The sequence below is a fragment of the Nonomuraea sp. NPDC049624 genome (assembly GCF_040675255.1).
Classification (GTDB): Bacteria; Actinomycetota; Actinomycetes; order Streptosporangiales; family Streptosporangiaceae; genus Nonomuraea.
On record NZ_JBFAOR010000020.1, the window covers coordinates 35,274 to 51,057 of the forward strand.

Here is a 15,784-nt window from a genome sequence, read left to right on the forward strand (position 1 = left end):
ATGCAGCAGTCGTCCGCTGCTTCCGGCGCGCTGGGGCCCATTCGTGGAATTTCGGCAGCGCGTGTTCCGTCGCTCGCTCGTACCGTGTAGTCATGACAGGACGGCTGGTGGTCGTCATCGGTTTCGACGGCATCGAACTCGTTGACGTCGCGTGTGTGACGACCGGTTTCGACTACGCCAACCGGCAGGGTGCCGACCCGGTGTACCAGGTCGTGTTCGCGACTCCGATGGGCCGGCCCGTACGCTGCGACTCCGGGCTGGAGCTGCCCGGCCAGGGACGGATCGACACGATGGGCGGCCCCATCGACACCCTGATCGTCTCGGGCGGCCAGGGGCATGAGACCGCCGCCGCCAACCCTCGGTTCGTGAGTCAGGTCATGCGGCTCGCCGGGCTGTCGCGGCGGGTCGCGTCCGTGTGCACGGGGGCGACCGTGCTGGCCGCGGCCGGGCTGCTCGACAACCGCCGGGCCACCACGCACTGGTACGAGGCCGGACGGCTGGCCGCCCGATACCCGCACGTACGGGTCGACCCCGCTCCGATCTTCGTACGGGACGGCACGGTCGCGACGTCAGGCGGGGTCACGGCCTCGCTAGATCTCACGCTGTCGTTCATCGAGGAAGACCACGGGGCCGAACTGGCCCGCCGCGTCGCCATGGGCATGGTCACGTACCTGAAAAGGCCGGGGGACCAGGCGCAGGTGAGCATGTTCAACCGGATCGCGCACGCCGACCAGGTCTTGGTCCGCCGAGTCGTCGACCACGTGGTCAGCCATCTGGACGAGGACCTCGGTGTCGCCCGTCTGGCCGCCCTCGCCGGGGTGAGCGAGCGGCATCTGAGCAGGCTGTTCGTCGAGTGCGTCGGCCGCACTCCCTCGCGGCTGGTGCGCGAGACGCGGCTCGAAGCGGCCGCCCAGTTGCTCACCGGCACTCGTGAGCCGGTCGCGGCCATCGCCCGGCGGTGCGGTTTCTCCTCCGCCGAGTCCTTACGGCAGGCGTTCGTGGCGTGGGCCGGGGTTTCACCGTCGCGTTTCCGCAGGAGATCATGACGCTTCCGTTCGCCGCCGACGGCACAGAGCACCGGCCCGGAGGGCTTCCCGGACCGGCGCTCTCGTCTGTCAGCCGCCGGCGCTGAAGGACCTCGCGCCGTTACCGTAGACGGTCATGTCCACCCAGGGGTGCGATTCCTGTATGCAGGAGAGGTACGGGACCAGGCAGAAGACGCCCTGGGTCCGCTTGCGCCATTGGACCGCTCCCCGGCCGCCGTTGCTCACGAGCGACTCGTGACCCTTGAACGACCAGCCCACCATGTAAACCTCGGCCCACCTGGTGTAGAAGTGGGCGCTGGTGATCCGGGAGCCGTCGCCGCAGTAGTCCATTCTCTGGAAATACTTCCAGAGCCATTGGCCGACGCGGTTCTTGCCGCCCCGGTAGCCGGTGTAGATCCAGCAGGAACTCGCCATGATCTGGGTCCGTTCCTCCGCCGAGACGATGACATCGTTCTGGGCGAGCTTCGCGAGATAATCCTCGCTGGAGATGGAGTCCAGCGGTTCCTCGCCGTTCTCCGTGGTGGCCAGTTCGGTGTCGGGATCCGTAAGAGACGACGAGACTTTCTGGGACGTCCTGCTCTCCGCTCCCGCCGCGGGCGCGAACATCAAGCAGGCGAGCGCCGCCGCCAGCAGCACGACAAACGCATGCCGTACGGGCGGAATGCGCCTTCGAGAGCTTCTCATGGCTGTCCTTTTCCGCGATTCCCAAGAATCGCACATCGGCCTGAACGAACGAACCTTTCACCGGTAGTACGTTCCTGGCCGGCGAGCTCGACAGAATTCATCGCCGATTTCCGGCCGGGCGGTTCATGGCCCGCCGCACGGGAGCCGTCGCGCGGCGATACCGCATCTCGACGGCGGCGGCCGATTCGCCGCACGCGACGCCGATCTGTCCCCAGGTGGCGCCTTCCATCCGCAGGCGGACCACATGGCGGATCTCGGGGTCGAGCAGTGCGATCAGGGGTGCCGCGCGCCTGGCCTCGTCCCCGTCGGCCACGGCGTCCTCGAAGCCGTGGGGGCGTGGCATGAGTGCCGCGTGGCGGCGTAACACCAGGTCGCGGGCGGTTCGGCGGTGGTGGTCGACCACGAGTCGTGCCGTGACGGTGGCGAGGAAGGGCCACGCCCGTTCCTCCTCCAGCCCGGCGAAGGTGGCGGTGCGCAGCAACGCGTCCTGGACGACGTCCTCCGCGTCCGCCCCCGCCCCCATGCGTATCGCCAAGGCCAGCAGTCGCGGCCGGTACGCCATCAGGACATGCCAACGTTGTTCTGTGACATTCATGCCACGGCCCTCTCCGTTTCCATGCATACGAAAAAGCCCGGACAAAGTCGCCCCGTAAGATTGCAGACGTGCAGAATCGTCGCACCAGGACCACCGCCGGACGTTTCCGGGCCACCTGAGCACGGCCCGATTGGCCCCCGGCCCGGCTTATCGCACGCGCCGGGCAGTCGCCCCTATGACCACCAATTCACACCCCGGACACACGCCGATGCGCTCATGACGGGCTCCCCCTGTATTTCTCCTCCGTTCGAGGCGCCGGGCCGCCTCCGGCCGGCTTTCGCTTTCGCTCTCGGCTCTGAACAGATGGAAGCAGTTTGCGACCTTGTCCGGATCGAGCCGGGGAGCGCGCCGTCCGGATCCATGGGATTCCCGTCCGCTTGCCAGGGCGCCGGGAGCTCAAGTGATTCCCGGCCACCCCGTCACCACTACGAGCGACTCAATGATGTGCCGTTCGAATATCGAGCTACCCGGCCCGGGCTGTCGGCCGGATCACTGGGGGGCCTCAGCCAGGCGCAGGTCGCCGACCGAAACAATCGGGCTGGCCAGGGCCGACTCCCAAGCTGGTTGGCCGGTTAGTCTACGTAGAAGGACAGCTCACAGCCGCGATGGCACAGTTCTCACAGCAGGTCCTCGCCGATTGAGGGGCCGGGTGCATGGGCGCCCGGCAGTACAGAAGCAGGTCGCCGGTGCGCGGGTGGTGAGGTCCATCGCGGAGAACGCGTAGTCGTGGATGCGCAGAGCCACCTGGTCGCGGTGGAGAGCGTCGAGCACGTCGAGGATGTGGCCGGTGCCGCTTACGAGGCGGAACATCTCGGAGACGCGCGCGGCCGCGCGTAGGTGAGCAGTTTGCGGGACGTCGGCGATTTCGGCGAGGTGTTCGGGGACGCTCCCTTTCTTGCTCGGAGCCGGTGCCGGGCGTTGAGGCTCAGTGTGCGACTAGCCGGCCGCTTGCGTCTGACCGGTCACGCATGGTGCCGGCGAGTTCGCTGGTCTGTTCAACCCCTGGGTCTTTCGTAGGCAACTCACGATGTCGGTGATGCGAGGCCGTGGCCGGTTGCGGCTCTGGTGAATCGGCGGGCGAGGTGTTCGAAGGCGTCGGTGAGTTCGTCGGGGCCGATGACTTCGATGTCGGCGTCGTAGCGGGCGACGGCGGCGGCGAGGCTGGGCCAGGACCAGGATCCGAGGGTGAGCCGGCAGCGGTGGGGGCTGGTCTCCTCGACGATTCCCTCGCGGGTGTAGAGGGCCACGGTGGCGGCGGGCAGATCGAGGATCACTGTGCCTTGGCAGGGCCAGTTGCCCGAGGCGTCGCCAGAGCCGCGGAACGTGCTGGTGAGGAAGGTGGCGACGTCTCCTCCGGGCAGTACGCGCGGAGTGAACCGGGGCCCGCTGGGGGTGCGCGGGGTGATCCGGTCGGCGCGGAAGGTGCGCCAGTCGTCGCGGTCAAGGTCCCACGCGATGAGGTACCAGCGTCCGTCCCAGGTGATGACGTGGTGAGGTTCGACGCGGCGTGGGGGTTTGTCCGTGACCTCGGCGCCGTAGTCGAAGCGCAAGATCTCGCGGGCGTGGACGGCGGCGCTGATGGTCAGGAGCACGTCGCCGTCGACCGGGGTGGCCGGCCGGGTGACAGGTCGTTCGACGGCGGTGACGCGCAGCGCGTCGATGCGGTGCCGGAGTCGGGAGGGCATGATCTGCCGGATGGTGTTCAGTGCCCGTTCGGCGGGTTCGGCGAGGCCGTCGCCGGGGTTGGTGGCGACGATCTGCAAGGCGATGGTGAGGGCGACGGCCTGTTCGTCGTCGAACAGCAGCGGGGGGAGTTCGGTGCCGGCGCTGAGCCGGTAGCCGCCGTCAGGGCCTTTGACGGCGGCGATGGGGTAGCCGAGCTCGCGGAGCCGGTCGACATCGCGGCGCACGGTCCGCAGGCTGATGTCCAGGCGATCGGCCAGCGCCGTGCCGGGCCAGTCCCGGCGGGTCTGCAGCAGCGACAGCAGAGCCAGCAGCCGGGCAGAAGTTTTCTGCATGAACCTCATTCTGCCCGAAGTAGGTGCCACATCCTGTCACCTACCTCTGCGAACCTTCGTATCGAGCCGGTCAGCCACGGCACCCGGACGGCCCCCCTTTGACACTGGCGCCCGGAAAATCAATAAGGAGTCATCAGCATGGCCATCTCCACCACCACCCACCTGAACTTCCGCGGCGACGCTCGCGCAGCGCTGGAGTTCTACCAGACCGTGTTCGGCGGCCGCCTCACCGCCATCTCGTACGGCGACTTCGGCATGCCGAAGGAACTGCCGGACGCCGACAAGATCGTCTTCGGCCAGGTGACGGCCGACAACGGCTTCAGCATCATGGCGTACGACGTGCCCGGCCAGGCACCGGCCGCCACCGCGCCCGCCGCCACCACTCGCGAGCACGGCATGACGCTGACCGGAGAGCGGTTCTTCGTGTCCGTCCGCGGCGAGACCACCGAGGAGGTCGGCGCGCTGTGGGACAAGCTGGCCGACGGCGCCGACATCATCGAGAAATACGGCCCGTCGCAGTGGGCCCCGGGCTTCGGGATGCTGACCGACCGCTTCGGCGTCACCTGGATCCTCGACGTCGCCGCCCCGTACGCCGGCTGACCCCCCACGCACTCATCCGGTCCGAGGCGGCCTGCCCAGGCCGTCTCCGACCACCCGGCTTTCTCGAAGGAACAGATCATGCGCACTCGCTCTCTGGGCCGTACCGGGATCAAGGTCAGTCCCTACTGCCTCGGCACCATGATGTTCGGCCCGTTCGGCAACTCCGACCCCGACGACTGCGTCGCCATCATCCACCGGGCCCTCGACGCCGGCATCAACTTCATCGACACCGCCGACGTCTACGGCGGTGACGGCGAAACCGAACGGATCGTGGGCAAGGCGCTGCGCGGCCGACGCGACGACGTGGTGCTCGCCACCAAATTCAACGGCCCCATGGGCGCCGACCCCAACCATCGCGGCAGTTCCCGCCGCTGGATCGTCACCGCGGTCGAGAACTCGCTGCGGCGTCTCGGCGTCGACCATATCGACCTCTACCAGGTCCACCACCCCGAGCCCGGCACCGACATCGAGGAGACCCTCGCTGCCCTGACCGACCTGATGCAGGCGGGCAAGGTACGCGCGATCGGCCATTCCAGCCTGCCGGCCGCGGAGATCGTCGAGGCCCAATGGGCTTCCGAACGGCGCGGGCTGGCCCGCTTCCGCACCGAACAGCCGCCGTACTCGATCCTGAACCGCGGCATCGAGCGCGACGTGCTCCCGGTCTGCGAGCGCTACGGGCTGGGCACGCTGGTCTGGAGCCCGCTGGCCTCGGGTCTGCTCACCGGCCGCTACCGCAAGGGCGGCAACGAACAAGTCTCGAGCGCCCGCATGCACTGGGTGCCCAAGCACATGACCGACAAGCGCAACCACGATGCCGTCGAAGAACTCGTCCCGATCGCCGAGCAGGCCGGTCTGTCGCTCACCCATCTGGCCCTGGCCTTCGTCATCAGCCATCCCGCGGTCACCTCGGCGATCATCGGTCCCCGCACCATGGCGCAGCTCGGCGACCTGCTCGCCGGCACCGGCACCACCCTCGACGACGACACCCTCGACCAGATCGACAAGGTGGTCCCGCCCGGGGTGAACCCGGGCACGCTCGACATCGCCTACGTCCCACCCGCACTCGAGCAAGCCGACCTGCGCCGCCGCCGCACCGGCGACCGCGCCGCCGCCTGACGTGCCTGTCCACGACCACTGCGTCGTCCAGTACCGGGGGTGATCAACGGCAGCGGCAGCCCGTGCACGCGGGTGCGGGGGACGGTCCATCGCCTTGGCCACTGCGACGAAGGTGCTGACGTGCGACCCACGGGCGGGGAGGGCGGCCGATCGACAGTGAGTAGTCAGTCCAGCCCCGCGTTCTTCGTGCCCGGCTTCCAGGAGCGAGGGACTGTGGGGAGCGGCAGTAGGGGAGGGCTGCTGGTCCGTCGGCACCGATAGGAGGGGAGACGGGAAGGGCAATCACCGAGACCGTTTCGACCGGAACGCCCGCGAGACGGGGGAGAGCAGCGGTCGTGCCAGGGCGATCAGGGGTGTTCGAAGGGCAGGGCCCATAGCGCGGCGGCCAGGGCTCGTCCGCGAGCTGCAGCGTGCTGCGGGTCGCCGTCCCTGTTCCCCCGACGGGGCCGCCTGAGGACGGCGGCACCAGGCCCGGCACCCACCCTAAGATGACGATCATGCGCTTCGTCACCCTTGTCGCCACCACCACGCTCGCCGGCCTGCTGTTATCCGGCACCCCGTTATCCGGAACCGCACACGCGACATCCGCCTTCCCCGTCCGGGCCCGGGCTCTGACCGCGAACAAGCTGTACCGTACGGGCGAACTCCAAGCGAGCCGGTGCCCGGAGCGCGAAATCGGGCCGAAGACCGTCGCGTCCGCCAAGCGGTACCTGACTGCGGTGCTGAACTGTCTCAACCGGTCGTGGGGCGCCCACTTCAAGAAGGCGGGCCTGCCCTTCGCCAAGGCCAAGATCGGATTCATCACCAAGCCACGCAAGTACTGCGGGGAGCCCTGGGGCTCCGCCGCAGCCAGATACTGCGACGCAGAACGGCATTTCCTCGTCCTTCTGGACGACGACATGCTCGACGATCCCACCGACCTGTTCCTGTTCCAGACGGCCGCCCACGAGTACGGGCACCACCTGCAGAACCTCACTGGGATCGCCCGCAGCTACGACCGCCATCCGTACCGGAACAAGAGTGAACTGAACGAGCAGAGCCGCCGCATGGAGTTGCAGGCGGAGTGCCTTGGCGGAGTGTTCACCGGCAGCGTCTGGGACTCCTTGACAGAACGCAGCGAGGAAGACTGGGAGATCTTGCTCCAGATAACGCGGAACAGCGGGGACGAGCAGTACAAGAACCGCGACCACGGCAAAGGCCGCAACATCGCCATCTGGCTCGACAAGGGCTTCCGCGCCAGATCCCCGCAGGCGTGCAACACCTGGACGGTCTCCTCGTCCAAGGTTTCCTGATCGCACAGAGCCCCTGTCTGCCGTATCGCCTCGCTGGCACGGACGTTGATCTCCTTGACAGGCTTCGCGCAGGCCGGGCCGCGCGACCGTTCATCGCGTCCTGGGACACACCCGAGTATCACCACGCGAGGCGCAGTCCCGCGTGTTGAGATACGAACGGTGGTCTCACTCACCCGGCTGGCACGACGAACTGCGGCTTCGCCCTGGAGTTCATGATCGCTCCCGACGCCCTGGCCGGCCATGTGGAGAACCTGGGCCAGGTGGAGGTGGAGCAGCGCAAGACCTGCATGAGGGCACCTACGCGCCGGGCCGAACCGCGACGGCCGCGCCGCTCGTTGGACAACAACCAGGCCGACTTGTGGGGCAACCTGGCTGTCGAGGGTCAGCCGGTTGAGGTGTTCGGTGTTCCTTCTGACCGAACGGTGCGGCTGCCTGCTGCGGTATGCCCTCGACGTCTCGCTGTTCCTGCACGCAGGAACGCCGATGTCGGCGCGATCTGCGTGTGCGAGCGGCTCGACTTCTGTCTGCGCCGTACCACTGACTTCCGCACCGTACGGGTTCCGGCGCCCTGCCTCGTCCTGGAGTACACCGGTGGCGCTTGGTGGAGCCGGAGGGTTTCGCGCGGTCGGGTCTGGGAGGCGGCTTCGGTCGGCTTGTCGCGCCATGAGCGGGCGAGAACGTCGCGCTCATCCGCGCAACAGGGGGAGCAGTTGGTCGCCCTGGCGTTTGATCTCAGGCAGGTAGGGAGTGTCGGAGAGGACGAAGTGGGTGATGCCGAGGGCCTGATAGTTGCGCAGGGACTTGGCCACGTCCTCGGCCGAGCCGACCAGCCAGGTGGTGCCCGCGCCGCCGGCGCCGAACCTGCCGGGGGCGGTGTAGAGGTTGTCGTCGAGCACGTCGCCCCGCGCGGCCAGGTCGAGCAGCCGCTGCTGGCCGACGGCAGCGTGCCGGTTCGGGTCGCGCTCGATGGCGCCCTTCGCCATCTCCTCGATCTTGGCCTCGGCGTCGGCCCAGGCCTGTTCGGTGGTGTCGCGCACCAGCGTGGTGATGCGCAGCCCGAACTCCAGCGGCGGGTGCTCGCGTCCGAGCTTGTCGCTGAGGCGCCTGAGCCGGTCGATCCGGGCGGCGACGCCGTCGAGTGGCTCGCCCCAGAAGAGCTGGACGTCGGCCTCGGTGGCGGCCACCTGCTCGGCGGCCTCGGAGGCGCCGCCGAAGTAGAGGCGGGGGTGGCGGCGCCCGCCCCGGACGACGGTGCGCGGCACCACGGTGGAGCCGGTGACGCTGAAGTGCTCGCCGTGGTAGGTGACGTCGTCCTCGGTCCATAGCTTGCGCACGATCCGCATGAACTCCTTCGTACGGGCGTAGCGGTGCGCCTGGTCGCCTTCGCTGTCGCCGTAGGCGGCCAGGTCGTCCTTGCCCGAGACGATGTTGACCAGCACCCTGCCACCGGTGAGATGGTCCAGGGTCGCGGCGGCGGAGGCGAAGTTGGCCGGACGCCAGTAGCCGGGCCGGACCGCGATCAGCGGCTGGAACGTCGTGGTCCGCGCGGCCAGCGCGGTGGCGATCGTGAAGGTGTCGGGCCGTCCCCAGCCGGTGCCGATGAGCGCCCCGCTCCAGCCGTGCTCCTCGAGGGCCCGGGCGTGGCCGCTGAGGGTCTCCAGGCTGTTGTGGTCCGCGACGACGTCGTCACCGCGGTGTCCGGGCTGGGCCTGGTTCGGGATGTACCAGAGGAACTGAAGGCTCATCAGCGGGATCTTCCTGTCCTTTTCGGCGCACTATGACCCAGATCACCTAAAACCTAGTATCTATGTAGGTAAAGTATAGATTATGGGCGGGTTCCGTCGGTACTCCAGGCGAGAGATCGACTTCGCTTTCTGCGCAGGCGCGCCATGTCAGCGCTGATCGGCTGTCGCATCAGTTCGAAGGTGAGCGCCCGTACCGGCAGTGTGGTCGGACGCAGTGGCCGCCGATCCCGGCAGAGCACGTCCGGCTGCTCGCCGCCGGCGCCCAGGAGCTGGCGTCCCTGCTCGGCTGGCGTCCTGCGCCATGAGCCGGGGACTGCTCCACGACCTCAGGATCGGGCATGGGCCACGCGCCGCCGGTGAACCGGTCACGGGTGAGCAACACGTACGGGAGGCAACGCATGACCATGGACAACGCCACGTTCACCGTCCGATCCCTGCCCTTTGACCATCCGGCGGCCGAGGCGCTGCGCGCGGCCATGCAGGAGGAGATGGGCCGGCGCTACGCCGACAGGTTGGCGGCCGACCCCGGCCACCTTCCCGCCGGGATGGCCGTGCGGGCGGAATCCGTGCTGTTCACCGGCATCGCCTTCGACGCCGAGCGGCCCGTCGGGCACGTGCTGCTGCGCCGCCTCGGCGACGAGGTCGAGCTCAAGCGGATGTACGTGGCCCCGTCACATCGGGGGAGCGGGGTGGCGCGGTCCTTGCTCGCCGCGGCCGAGGAGGCCGCGGGCGCGCCGGGCGCGCGACGCGTCGTCCTGCAAACCGGGGACCGCCAGCCTGACGCGATCCGTCTGTACGAGCGGGAGGGCTACACCCGCATCCCGATCTTCCCGCCCTACACCTCGATGCCCCACTCCACCTGCTTCGAGAAGCGGATCGTCGGCTGAGCTCCCGCGCAGGACGAACCCGCCGATGTCACGGAGCACGACCCCCCGCAGACCTCCGGCTCCGGAGCCGTTCCGGCGACCCCGCCGCTGGGCGGGGCCGTCATCGCGGCCTTCGGTCCGGGCATGGGCCGGCGGCGGGTCTTCCTCCTCGCGGTGCCGTTCGGCCTGGTCACGCTGGTGGTCACGGCCCGTCACCCGCCTCCGGCGCGGAGCCGCTCGGGCTCGCCGGACCTCGACGCGGTCGGCCTGCTGCTGACGGGCGGTCTGCGCTCCCTGGCCTCGCCCGGAGGGTCGCCGAGGCGTCGGGAAGGGGGGTGCACGTCCGACGATCGGCCGTGACGGGCCGTCCTGGCGGGCTGGACGGCGTGGGCGTCTCCATGGGTTGACATCCGAGTATTCCTACCTGAATAGTGGGTTGTAGTTCGTCGTGAAGGAGCCCCCATGAGGGAATTCCCCCGTCCCTTCGACCGGCCCGGCCTTCCGGGGGCCACCGATCTGACCAGGCGGGTCCTGCTCGCCGGGACAGGAGGGGGAACCCTCTCGCTCCTGCTGGCCGCCTGTGGTGCAGGCGGCGGTGCTCCGCTGACCGGCGCGGACGGCAGGGCCCTGCAGTCCGGCGCGGACGCCGCGGTGTCCGCGCCACCCCGACGCGGCGGGACCCTGCGCGCGGGCTCCCCTCCGCCGCCGACCGCCGTGGACCCCGTCACCATGTACGACGGCTCGGCCATCGCCATCGTCCAGCTCGTCGCCGACTACCTGATCTGGCTCGACCGGGACTTCACCCTGAAGCCGCGGCTGGCCGAGAAGTGGGAGCCCGAGGACGGCGGCAAGCGGTGGGTGTTCACGCTGCGCAAGGGCGTCACCTTCTCCGACGGCACGCCGCTCGACGCGGAGACCGTCAAGGCGAGCTTCGACCGGCTGCTCGACCCGAAGTCCAAGTCCGCCGCGCTGTCCGCCTTCGACACGGTGCTGGCGAAGGGCGGCGTGGGCGTGCGCGACGCCGCCACGGTCGTCTTCACGCTCGAACGGGCCTTCTCCGACTTCCCGTATCTGGTTTCGGCGGGCAACTACAACGCGGTGATCCTGAAGAAGGACTACGCGGGCGACTTCACGAAGAAGCCGATCGGCACGGGGCCGTTCCTGCTGGAGTCGTACGACGCGTCGTCGGGGGCCACGTTCACCCGCAACCCGGCGTACTGGGAGCCGGGCAAGCCGTACCTCGACGGAGTGAAGATCACGTTCTATGCCGACGACCAGGCCGACCTGCTGGCGCTGCAGAGCGGTGAGATCGACGCGCAGATCCTCAGCCGCCCGCAGCTCGTCGGCCCCCTCAAGGGGCTCGGCGACATCACCGTGGACCAGGTCCAGGGCACCGGTCTGACCGCGTTCACGCTGCGCACGGACCGGCCGCCGTTCGACCGCAAGGAGGCGCGGCAGGCGGTCGCGTACGCGCTGGACCGGCCCGGCGTGAACGCCGCCGTCTACGACGGCATCGCGGCTCTGGGCAACGACCACCTGCTCGCCCCGCTGTTCCCGGCCGCGCCGGACGGCATCGCCCAGCGCGCCAAGGACCCGGCGAAGGTCGCCGAGCTGCTCGGCGGGCAGCCGCTGACGTTCACGCTGACGTACGACCCGCCCAGCAAGGACTACGCGCTCACCGTCCAGAACCAGCTCAAGCAGGCCGGCATCCAGGTCGAGCTGGACCAGCGCACCTCGGCCGACTTCTACGGGGGCGACCAGGAGAAGGACACCCCATGGCTGTTCTCCACCGCGAACCTCGTCGGCTGGGCCGGCCGCGCCACCCCCAGCCAGTTCATCATCCCCATGGTCAAGGGCGGTGGCGTGTGGAACGGCTCGAAGTACGCCAACCCGGCCCTCGACGCGGCCGCCGACGCCTACGACGCCGCCCGGACTCCGGAGGAACGCGCGACCCAGGCCGAGATCATCGCCAAGGCCCTGCACGAGGACGTCCCGGTGATCGTTTCCGTCTGGAGCGGGACCGTCCGTGCCTACAACGGCCGGAAGTTCACCGGCGTCCAGGCTCACCCCTCCAGCTACGTCGACTTCAGCTCGGTCTCGCAGGTCGTGTGATGCGCTTCCTGCTGCGCCGGCTGGTGGCCGTGCCGCTGACCCTGCTGGGGGTGTCGGTTCTGGTGTTCGTCACGACCGAGCTGGTGCCGGGCGACGTCGCCCGCACGATCCTGGGCCGCGAGGCGAGCGCGGAGTCCGTCGCCCGCCTGCGCTCCCAGCTCGGCCTGGACGCACCCCTGCCCGAGCGGTACGCGGACTGGCTGGGCGGTTTCCTCACCGGCCGCTGGGGCGAGTCCTACACGCTCGGCGTGCCGGTCCGCGGCCTCGTGCTCGACCGCCTCGCGGCCTCGATGCTGCTGGCGGCGCTGGCGTTCGCCCTGCTCGTGCCGGTCGCCGTCGGCCTCGGGCTGGTCGCGGGCGTCAGCCACGACCGGCCCGTGGACCGCCTGGTCAGCGTGGGCGGGCTGGCGTTGGGGGCGACGCCCGAGTTCGTGACCGGGGTGGTGCTGCTGGTGGTGTTCGCGGTGCGGCTGCGCTGGTTCCCTTCCTCGGCGCAGGCGCCGGACGGCTCCTCCCTGCTCGTCCGGCTGGGCCATCTGGCGCTGCCGGCGCTCTCACTGGTGCTGCTGTGCACCGGATACGTCGCCCGGCACGTGCGCGCCGGCGCCGTGGTCGCGATCGAGAGCGCGTACGCGGGCGCCGCCGAACTGCGCGGCCTCACCCGGTGGCAGGTGGTCCGGCGGCACGTGCTGCGCAACTCCACCATCCCGGCCACCAGCGCGCTCGGCGTGCAGCTGCAGTTCCTGCTCGGCGGGCTGGTCACGGTCGAGCTGCTGTTCAACCATCCCGGGATCGGGGCGCTGCTGCTGTCGTCGGCGGTCGACAAGGACCTGCCGACGCTGCAGGCCACGGCCATGGTGCTGGGGCTGCTGTACATGCTGATCGTGCTCGCCGCCGACGTGGCGTACCGGCTGCTCGATCCGCGGATCCGGCTGGGGGCGGCGGCGTGACGGCCATCGCGCTGCCGTCGGCGCGGCGGCACCGGCACCAGGCCGCTCTGGGCATCGGCGCGGCGATCGTCCTCGCGTGGGCGGTCGTGGCGGTGCTCTGGCCACAGCTCGTGCCGTACGAGCCGGACCTGCACGACCCGGCCGCCCGCTTCCTGCCGCCGGGAGGTGCGCACTGGCTGGGCACCGACCAGTTCGGCAGGGACACCCTCTCGCGGCTGCTCGCCGGCGCCAGACCGGTGCTCCTGGTCGCGCCGGCGGCGACCGCGTTCGCGGTCGTGGCCGGGACCCTGGTGGGGCTGGCGGCCGGCACCTACGGCGGACTGGTGGACGAGATCGTCATGCGGCTCCTCGACGCCGTCGTCGTGTTCCCCTCGATCATCGCGACCGTGCTGGTCGTGGCGCTGGCCGGGCGGTCGGTCACGGTCATGGTGCTGGTCATCGCCGCGTCGTTCGTGCCGATCGTGGCGCGCAGCGTGCGTGCCGCCACGCTGGTGGAGCGGGAGAAGTCCTACGTGGAGGCGGCCCGGCTGCGCGGCGAGCGGTCCTGGGGCCTGACGGTGCGCGAGATCCTGCCGAACGTCGCCCCGACGGTGCTCGTGGAGGCCACGTCCCGCTTCGGCGACGCGATCTTCGCCGCGGCCACGCTGTCGTTCCTCGGTCTCGGACAGCCGCCGGGCTCGCCCGACTGGGGGGCGTCGGTGTCGGACAACCGGCTGTGGCTGCAGCTCGCGCCGTGGACGGTGCTCGGGCCCGCGCTGGCCATCGCCTCGCTCGTGGTCGGGATCGCGCTGGTCACGGACGCGCTACGCGGGCGCTGGGAGGCGTCATGACCGGGCTCGTGATCGAAGATCTGTCCGTCGCCTACGCGGGGAAGGCGGCGGTGCGCGGGGTGTCGTTCACGGTGGCGCCCGGTCAGACGTACGGGCTCGTGGGGGAGTCGGGGTGCGGCAAGACGACCGTGGGGCGGGCGCTCGGAGGCCAGGTCGCGCGGGGCGGGGCGATCACCTCGGGCCGGATCGTGGTGGACGGCGTGGACGTGCTCGGGCTGCCGCCCGCGGGCCTGCGGCGCTGGCGGGCGGCGGCGCTGGCCGTCGTGCACCAGGAGGCGAGCGCCTCGCTCGACCCGACCATGCGGGTGGGCACGCAGCTCACCCAGGCGCTGCGGGCGCGCGGTCGCGACCGCCGGGAGGTCCCCGAACTGCTGGAACGGGTGCGCCTGCCCGATCCCCGGGCGATCGCCCGCCGGTATCCGCACCAGTTGTCGGGCGGGCAGCAGCAGCGGGTGGTCATCGCCGCGGCCCTCGCCGCCCGCCCCCGGCTGCTCGTCCTCGACGAGCCGACGACCGGGCTGGACGCGACGGTCGAGCGGGAGATCCTGGAGCTGATCGGCGAGCTGCGGGCCGAGCTCGCCGCGGCGGTGGTGCTGATCAGCCACGACCTGGATCTCGTCGGACGACTGTGCGACCGCGTCGGGGTCCTGTACGCGGGCCGCCTGGTCGAGGAGGGACCGGCCGGGACGGTCCTCCGTGAGCCCGCGCACCCGTACCCGGAAGCGCTGCTGGCCGGTACGCCCCGGCTGGGCCGTACCCGGCGCACCCACCCGCTGACCCCCATTCCCGGCCATCCGCCCGTCCCGGGAGAGGAGCTCGCGGGCTGCTCGTTCGCCCCCCGCTGCCCCCGGGCGGACGCCTCGTGCCACTCCACCGCCCCGGCGCCGTCCGCGGTGGCGGCTCTCCACCAGGTGAGCTGCCACCACCCGGGCCAGGCCGGGCGCCCGGAGACGGAACCTACGGAGACGGAGGCTACGGAGACGCAACCCATGGAGACGGAGCCCGCCGTGCCGGAGAGCGGGCCGCTGCTGGAGATCCGCGGACTGACGCGCCGGTACGGCAGGACCGTGGCCGTGGACGGTGCCGATCTGGTGATCCGAAGGGGTGAGGTCGTCGGGCTGGTCGGCGAGTCGGGCAGCGGCAAGACCACGCTCGCCAGGGCGGTCGCCGGGCTGGCAGGACGCGGGCCTGGGACGATCACGTTGCACGGACGTTCCCTCCATCCCCTGGTGACCCGCCGGGACCCCGGACAGCGGCGCGCCGTCCAGATGGTCTTCCAGAACCCCTACGCCTCCCTCAACCCCAGCCACACCGTCCGCGTCATCCTGGCCAAGGCGAGCCGCAGCCTTGGCGGCCCGCGAGACCCGGCGGACCTGGCAGGAGAGGCGGGCCTCGACGCGCACGTCCTGGACTCCCGGCCCGACCACCTGTCCGGCGGCCAGCGCCAGCGGGTCGCCATCGCCCGCGCCTTCGCGGGCGAACCCGACCTGGTGGTGTGCGACGAGCCCGTGTCCGCCCTGGACGTCAGCGTGCAGGCCGGCGTGCTGCGGCTGCTCGACGACCGGCAGCGGGCCGGCGGCACGTCGTACCTGTTCATCTCGCACGACCTGGCCGTCGTCGGCTACCTGGCCGACCGGATCGCGGTGATGTACCAGGGCCGGATCGTCGAGCAGGGACCGGCCGGGCAGGTCCTGCACGGCCCGCACCACCCCTACACGGCGTCGCTGGTCGGCAGCCGCCGGGCCGGACCCGCGGGCCGGGCGAGCGCCGCCGGATGCCCGTTCGCCGGCGCCTGCCCCAGCCGCGTCGGCGGACTGTGCGACACGAGCGCGCCACCGGCGCGCGACCTCGGGCGGGGGCACGTCGTCCGCTGTCACCTCGATCCCGGGCGGCTCCCGCGTCGAGCCGGGAACAGCACGTCACCATAACC

14 protein-coding genes are annotated in these 15,784 nt (G+C 70.5%); 10 read left to right on the forward strand and 4 right to left on the reverse strand.

Features of this window, described 5'->3' with window-relative positions; translation table 11 throughout:
• Positions 1-92: 92 nt before the first annotated feature.
• Positions 93-1,046, forward strand: a complete 954-nt coding sequence (locus AB0J76_RS46515) for a helix-turn-helix domain-containing protein (RefSeq protein WP_352327156.1) — start codon at positions 93-95, stop codon at positions 1,044-1,046.
• A 69-nt stretch (positions 1,047-1,115) separates the two neighbouring features.
• Here AB0J76_RS46515 and AB0J76_RS46520 read toward each other — a convergent pair whose 3' ends face one another.
• The 3 genes from AB0J76_RS46520 to AB0J76_RS46530 all read right to left on the reverse strand — a co-directional run bounded on the left by AB0J76_RS46520 (position 1,116) and on the right by AB0J76_RS46530 (position 4,343).
• A complete protein-coding gene (locus AB0J76_RS46520) occupies positions 1,116-1,682 on the reverse strand; it encodes a hypothetical protein (RefSeq protein ID WP_352327157.1) in 567 nt (188 codons plus the stop codon).
• Between the two features lie 145 nt (positions 1,683-1,827).
• Complete coding sequence (locus tag AB0J76_RS46525; protein WP_352327158.1) at positions 1,828-2,292, reverse strand: sigma-70 family RNA polymerase sigma factor; 465 nt, start codon at positions 2,290-2,292, stop codon at positions 1,828-1,830.
• A gap of 1,055 nt (positions 2,293-3,347) precedes the next feature.
• Positions 3,348-4,343, reverse strand: coding sequence for a YafY family protein (locus AB0J76_RS46530; protein WP_352327159.1), 996 nt, complete (start codon positions 4,341-4,343; stop codon positions 3,348-3,350).
• A 138-nt stretch (positions 4,344-4,481) separates the two neighbouring features.
• Between AB0J76_RS46530 and AB0J76_RS46535 the strand changes: the two genes are divergently transcribed.
• The 3 genes from AB0J76_RS46535 to AB0J76_RS46545 all read left to right on the forward strand — a co-directional run bounded on the left by AB0J76_RS46535 (position 4,482) and on the right by AB0J76_RS46545 (position 7,351).
• Complete coding sequence (locus tag AB0J76_RS46535; RefSeq protein WP_352327160.1) at positions 4,482-4,943, forward strand: VOC family protein; 462 nt, start codon at positions 4,482-4,484, stop codon at positions 4,941-4,943.
• A gap of 78 nt (positions 4,944-5,021) precedes the next feature.
• The gene (locus AB0J76_RS46540) at positions 5,022-6,059 is read left to right on the forward strand and encodes an aldo/keto reductase (protein ID WP_352327161.1); all 1,038 of its coding nucleotides are present in this window, start codon (positions 5,022-5,024) and stop codon (positions 6,057-6,059) included.
• A 497-nt stretch (positions 6,060-6,556) separates the two neighbouring features.
• On the forward strand, positions 6,557-7,351 hold the full coding sequence (locus tag AB0J76_RS46545; RefSeq protein WP_352327162.1) for a neutral zinc metallopeptidase: 795 nt from the start codon (positions 6,557-6,559) through the stop codon (positions 7,349-7,351).
• A gap of 686 nt (positions 7,352-8,037) precedes the next feature.
• On the opposite strand, the gene AB0J76_RS46550 is transcribed toward AB0J76_RS46545, so the two are convergent.
• Complete coding sequence (locus tag AB0J76_RS46550; RefSeq protein ID WP_364393773.1) at positions 8,038-9,096, reverse strand: LLM class flavin-dependent oxidoreductase; 1,059 nt, start codon at positions 9,094-9,096, stop codon at positions 8,038-8,040.
• Between the two features lie 398 nt (positions 9,097-9,494).
• Between AB0J76_RS46550 and AB0J76_RS46555 the strand changes: the two genes are divergently transcribed.
• From AB0J76_RS46555 to AB0J76_RS46580, 6 genes are all read left to right on the forward strand, one after another.
• Complete coding sequence (locus AB0J76_RS46555; RefSeq protein ID WP_352330301.1) at positions 9,495-9,983, forward strand: GNAT family N-acetyltransferase; 489 nt, start codon at positions 9,495-9,497, stop codon at positions 9,981-9,983.
• A gap of 123 nt (positions 9,984-10,106) precedes the next feature.
• On the forward strand, positions 10,107-10,322 hold the full coding sequence (locus tag AB0J76_RS46560) for a hypothetical protein (protein WP_352330303.1): 216 nt from the start codon (positions 10,107-10,109) through the stop codon (positions 10,320-10,322).
• Between the two features lie 102 nt (positions 10,323-10,424).
• A complete protein-coding gene (locus tag AB0J76_RS46565) occupies positions 10,425-12,074 on the forward strand; it encodes an ABC transporter substrate-binding protein (protein ID WP_352330305.1) in 1,650 nt (549 codons plus the stop codon).
• Entirely contained in the window at positions 12,074-13,024 is a 951-nt protein-coding gene (locus AB0J76_RS46570; RefSeq protein WP_352330306.1) for an ABC transporter permease, read from the forward strand. Before AB0J76_RS46565 ends, AB0J76_RS46570 begins: the two co-directional genes overlap by 1 nt.
• Positions 13,021-13,854, forward strand: coding sequence for an ABC transporter permease (locus tag AB0J76_RS46575; RefSeq protein ID WP_364393778.1), 834 nt, complete (start codon positions 13,021-13,023; stop codon positions 13,852-13,854). Before AB0J76_RS46570 ends, AB0J76_RS46575 begins: the two co-directional genes overlap by 4 nt.
• Positions 13,851-15,782: an ABC transporter ATP-binding protein gene (locus AB0J76_RS46580; RefSeq protein WP_352328968.1), complete on the forward strand. Its 1,932-nt coding sequence runs from the start codon at positions 13,851-13,853 to the stop codon at positions 15,780-15,782. Before AB0J76_RS46575 ends, AB0J76_RS46580 begins: the two co-directional genes overlap by 4 nt.
• Positions 15,783-15,784 lie beyond the last annotated feature (2 nt).

What these genes read in the sequence shown, in the direction of transcription:
- AB0J76_RS46535 (WP_352327160.1), top strand. Translation starts at nt 4,482, where the DNA reads ATGGCCATCTCCACCACCACCCACCTGAACTTCCGCGGCGACGCTCGC.
- AB0J76_RS46530 (WP_352327159.1), bottom strand. Translation starts at nt 4,343, where the DNA reads ATGCAGAAAACTTCTGCCCGGCTGCTGGCTCTGCTGTCGCTGCTGCAG.
- AB0J76_RS46515 (WP_352327156.1), top strand. Translation starts at nt 93, where the DNA reads ATGACAGGACGGCTGGTGGTCGTCATCGGTTTCGACGGCATCGAACTC.
- AB0J76_RS46565 (WP_352330305.1), top strand. Translation starts at nt 10,425, where the DNA reads ATGAGGGAATTCCCCCGTCCCTTCGACCGGCCCGGCCTTCCGGGGGCC.
- AB0J76_RS46550 (WP_364393773.1), bottom strand. Translation starts at nt 9,096, where the DNA reads ATGAGCCTTCAGTTCCTCTGGTACATCCCGAACCAGGCCCAGCCCGGA.
- AB0J76_RS46540 (WP_352327161.1), top strand. Translation starts at nt 5,022, where the DNA reads ATGCGCACTCGCTCTCTGGGCCGTACCGGGATCAAGGTCAGTCCCTAC.
- AB0J76_RS46555 (WP_352330301.1), top strand. Translation starts at nt 9,495, where the DNA reads ATGACCATGGACAACGCCACGTTCACCGTCCGATCCCTGCCCTTTGAC.
- AB0J76_RS46560 (WP_352330303.1), top strand. Translation starts at nt 10,107, where the DNA reads ATGGGCCGGCGGCGGGTCTTCCTCCTCGCGGTGCCGTTCGGCCTGGTC.
- AB0J76_RS46525 (WP_352327158.1), bottom strand. Translation starts at nt 2,292, where the DNA reads ATGGCGTACCGGCCGCGACTGCTGGCCTTGGCGATACGCATGGGGGCG.
- AB0J76_RS46545 (WP_352327162.1), top strand. Translation starts at nt 6,557, where the DNA reads ATGCGCTTCGTCACCCTTGTCGCCACCACCACGCTCGCCGGCCTGCTG.
- AB0J76_RS46570 (WP_352330306.1), top strand. Translation starts at nt 12,074, where the DNA reads ATGCGCTTCCTGCTGCGCCGGCTGGTGGCCGTGCCGCTGACCCTGCTG.
- AB0J76_RS46580 (WP_352328968.1), top strand. Translation starts at nt 13,851, where the DNA reads ATGACCGGGCTCGTGATCGAAGATCTGTCCGTCGCCTACGCGGGGAAG.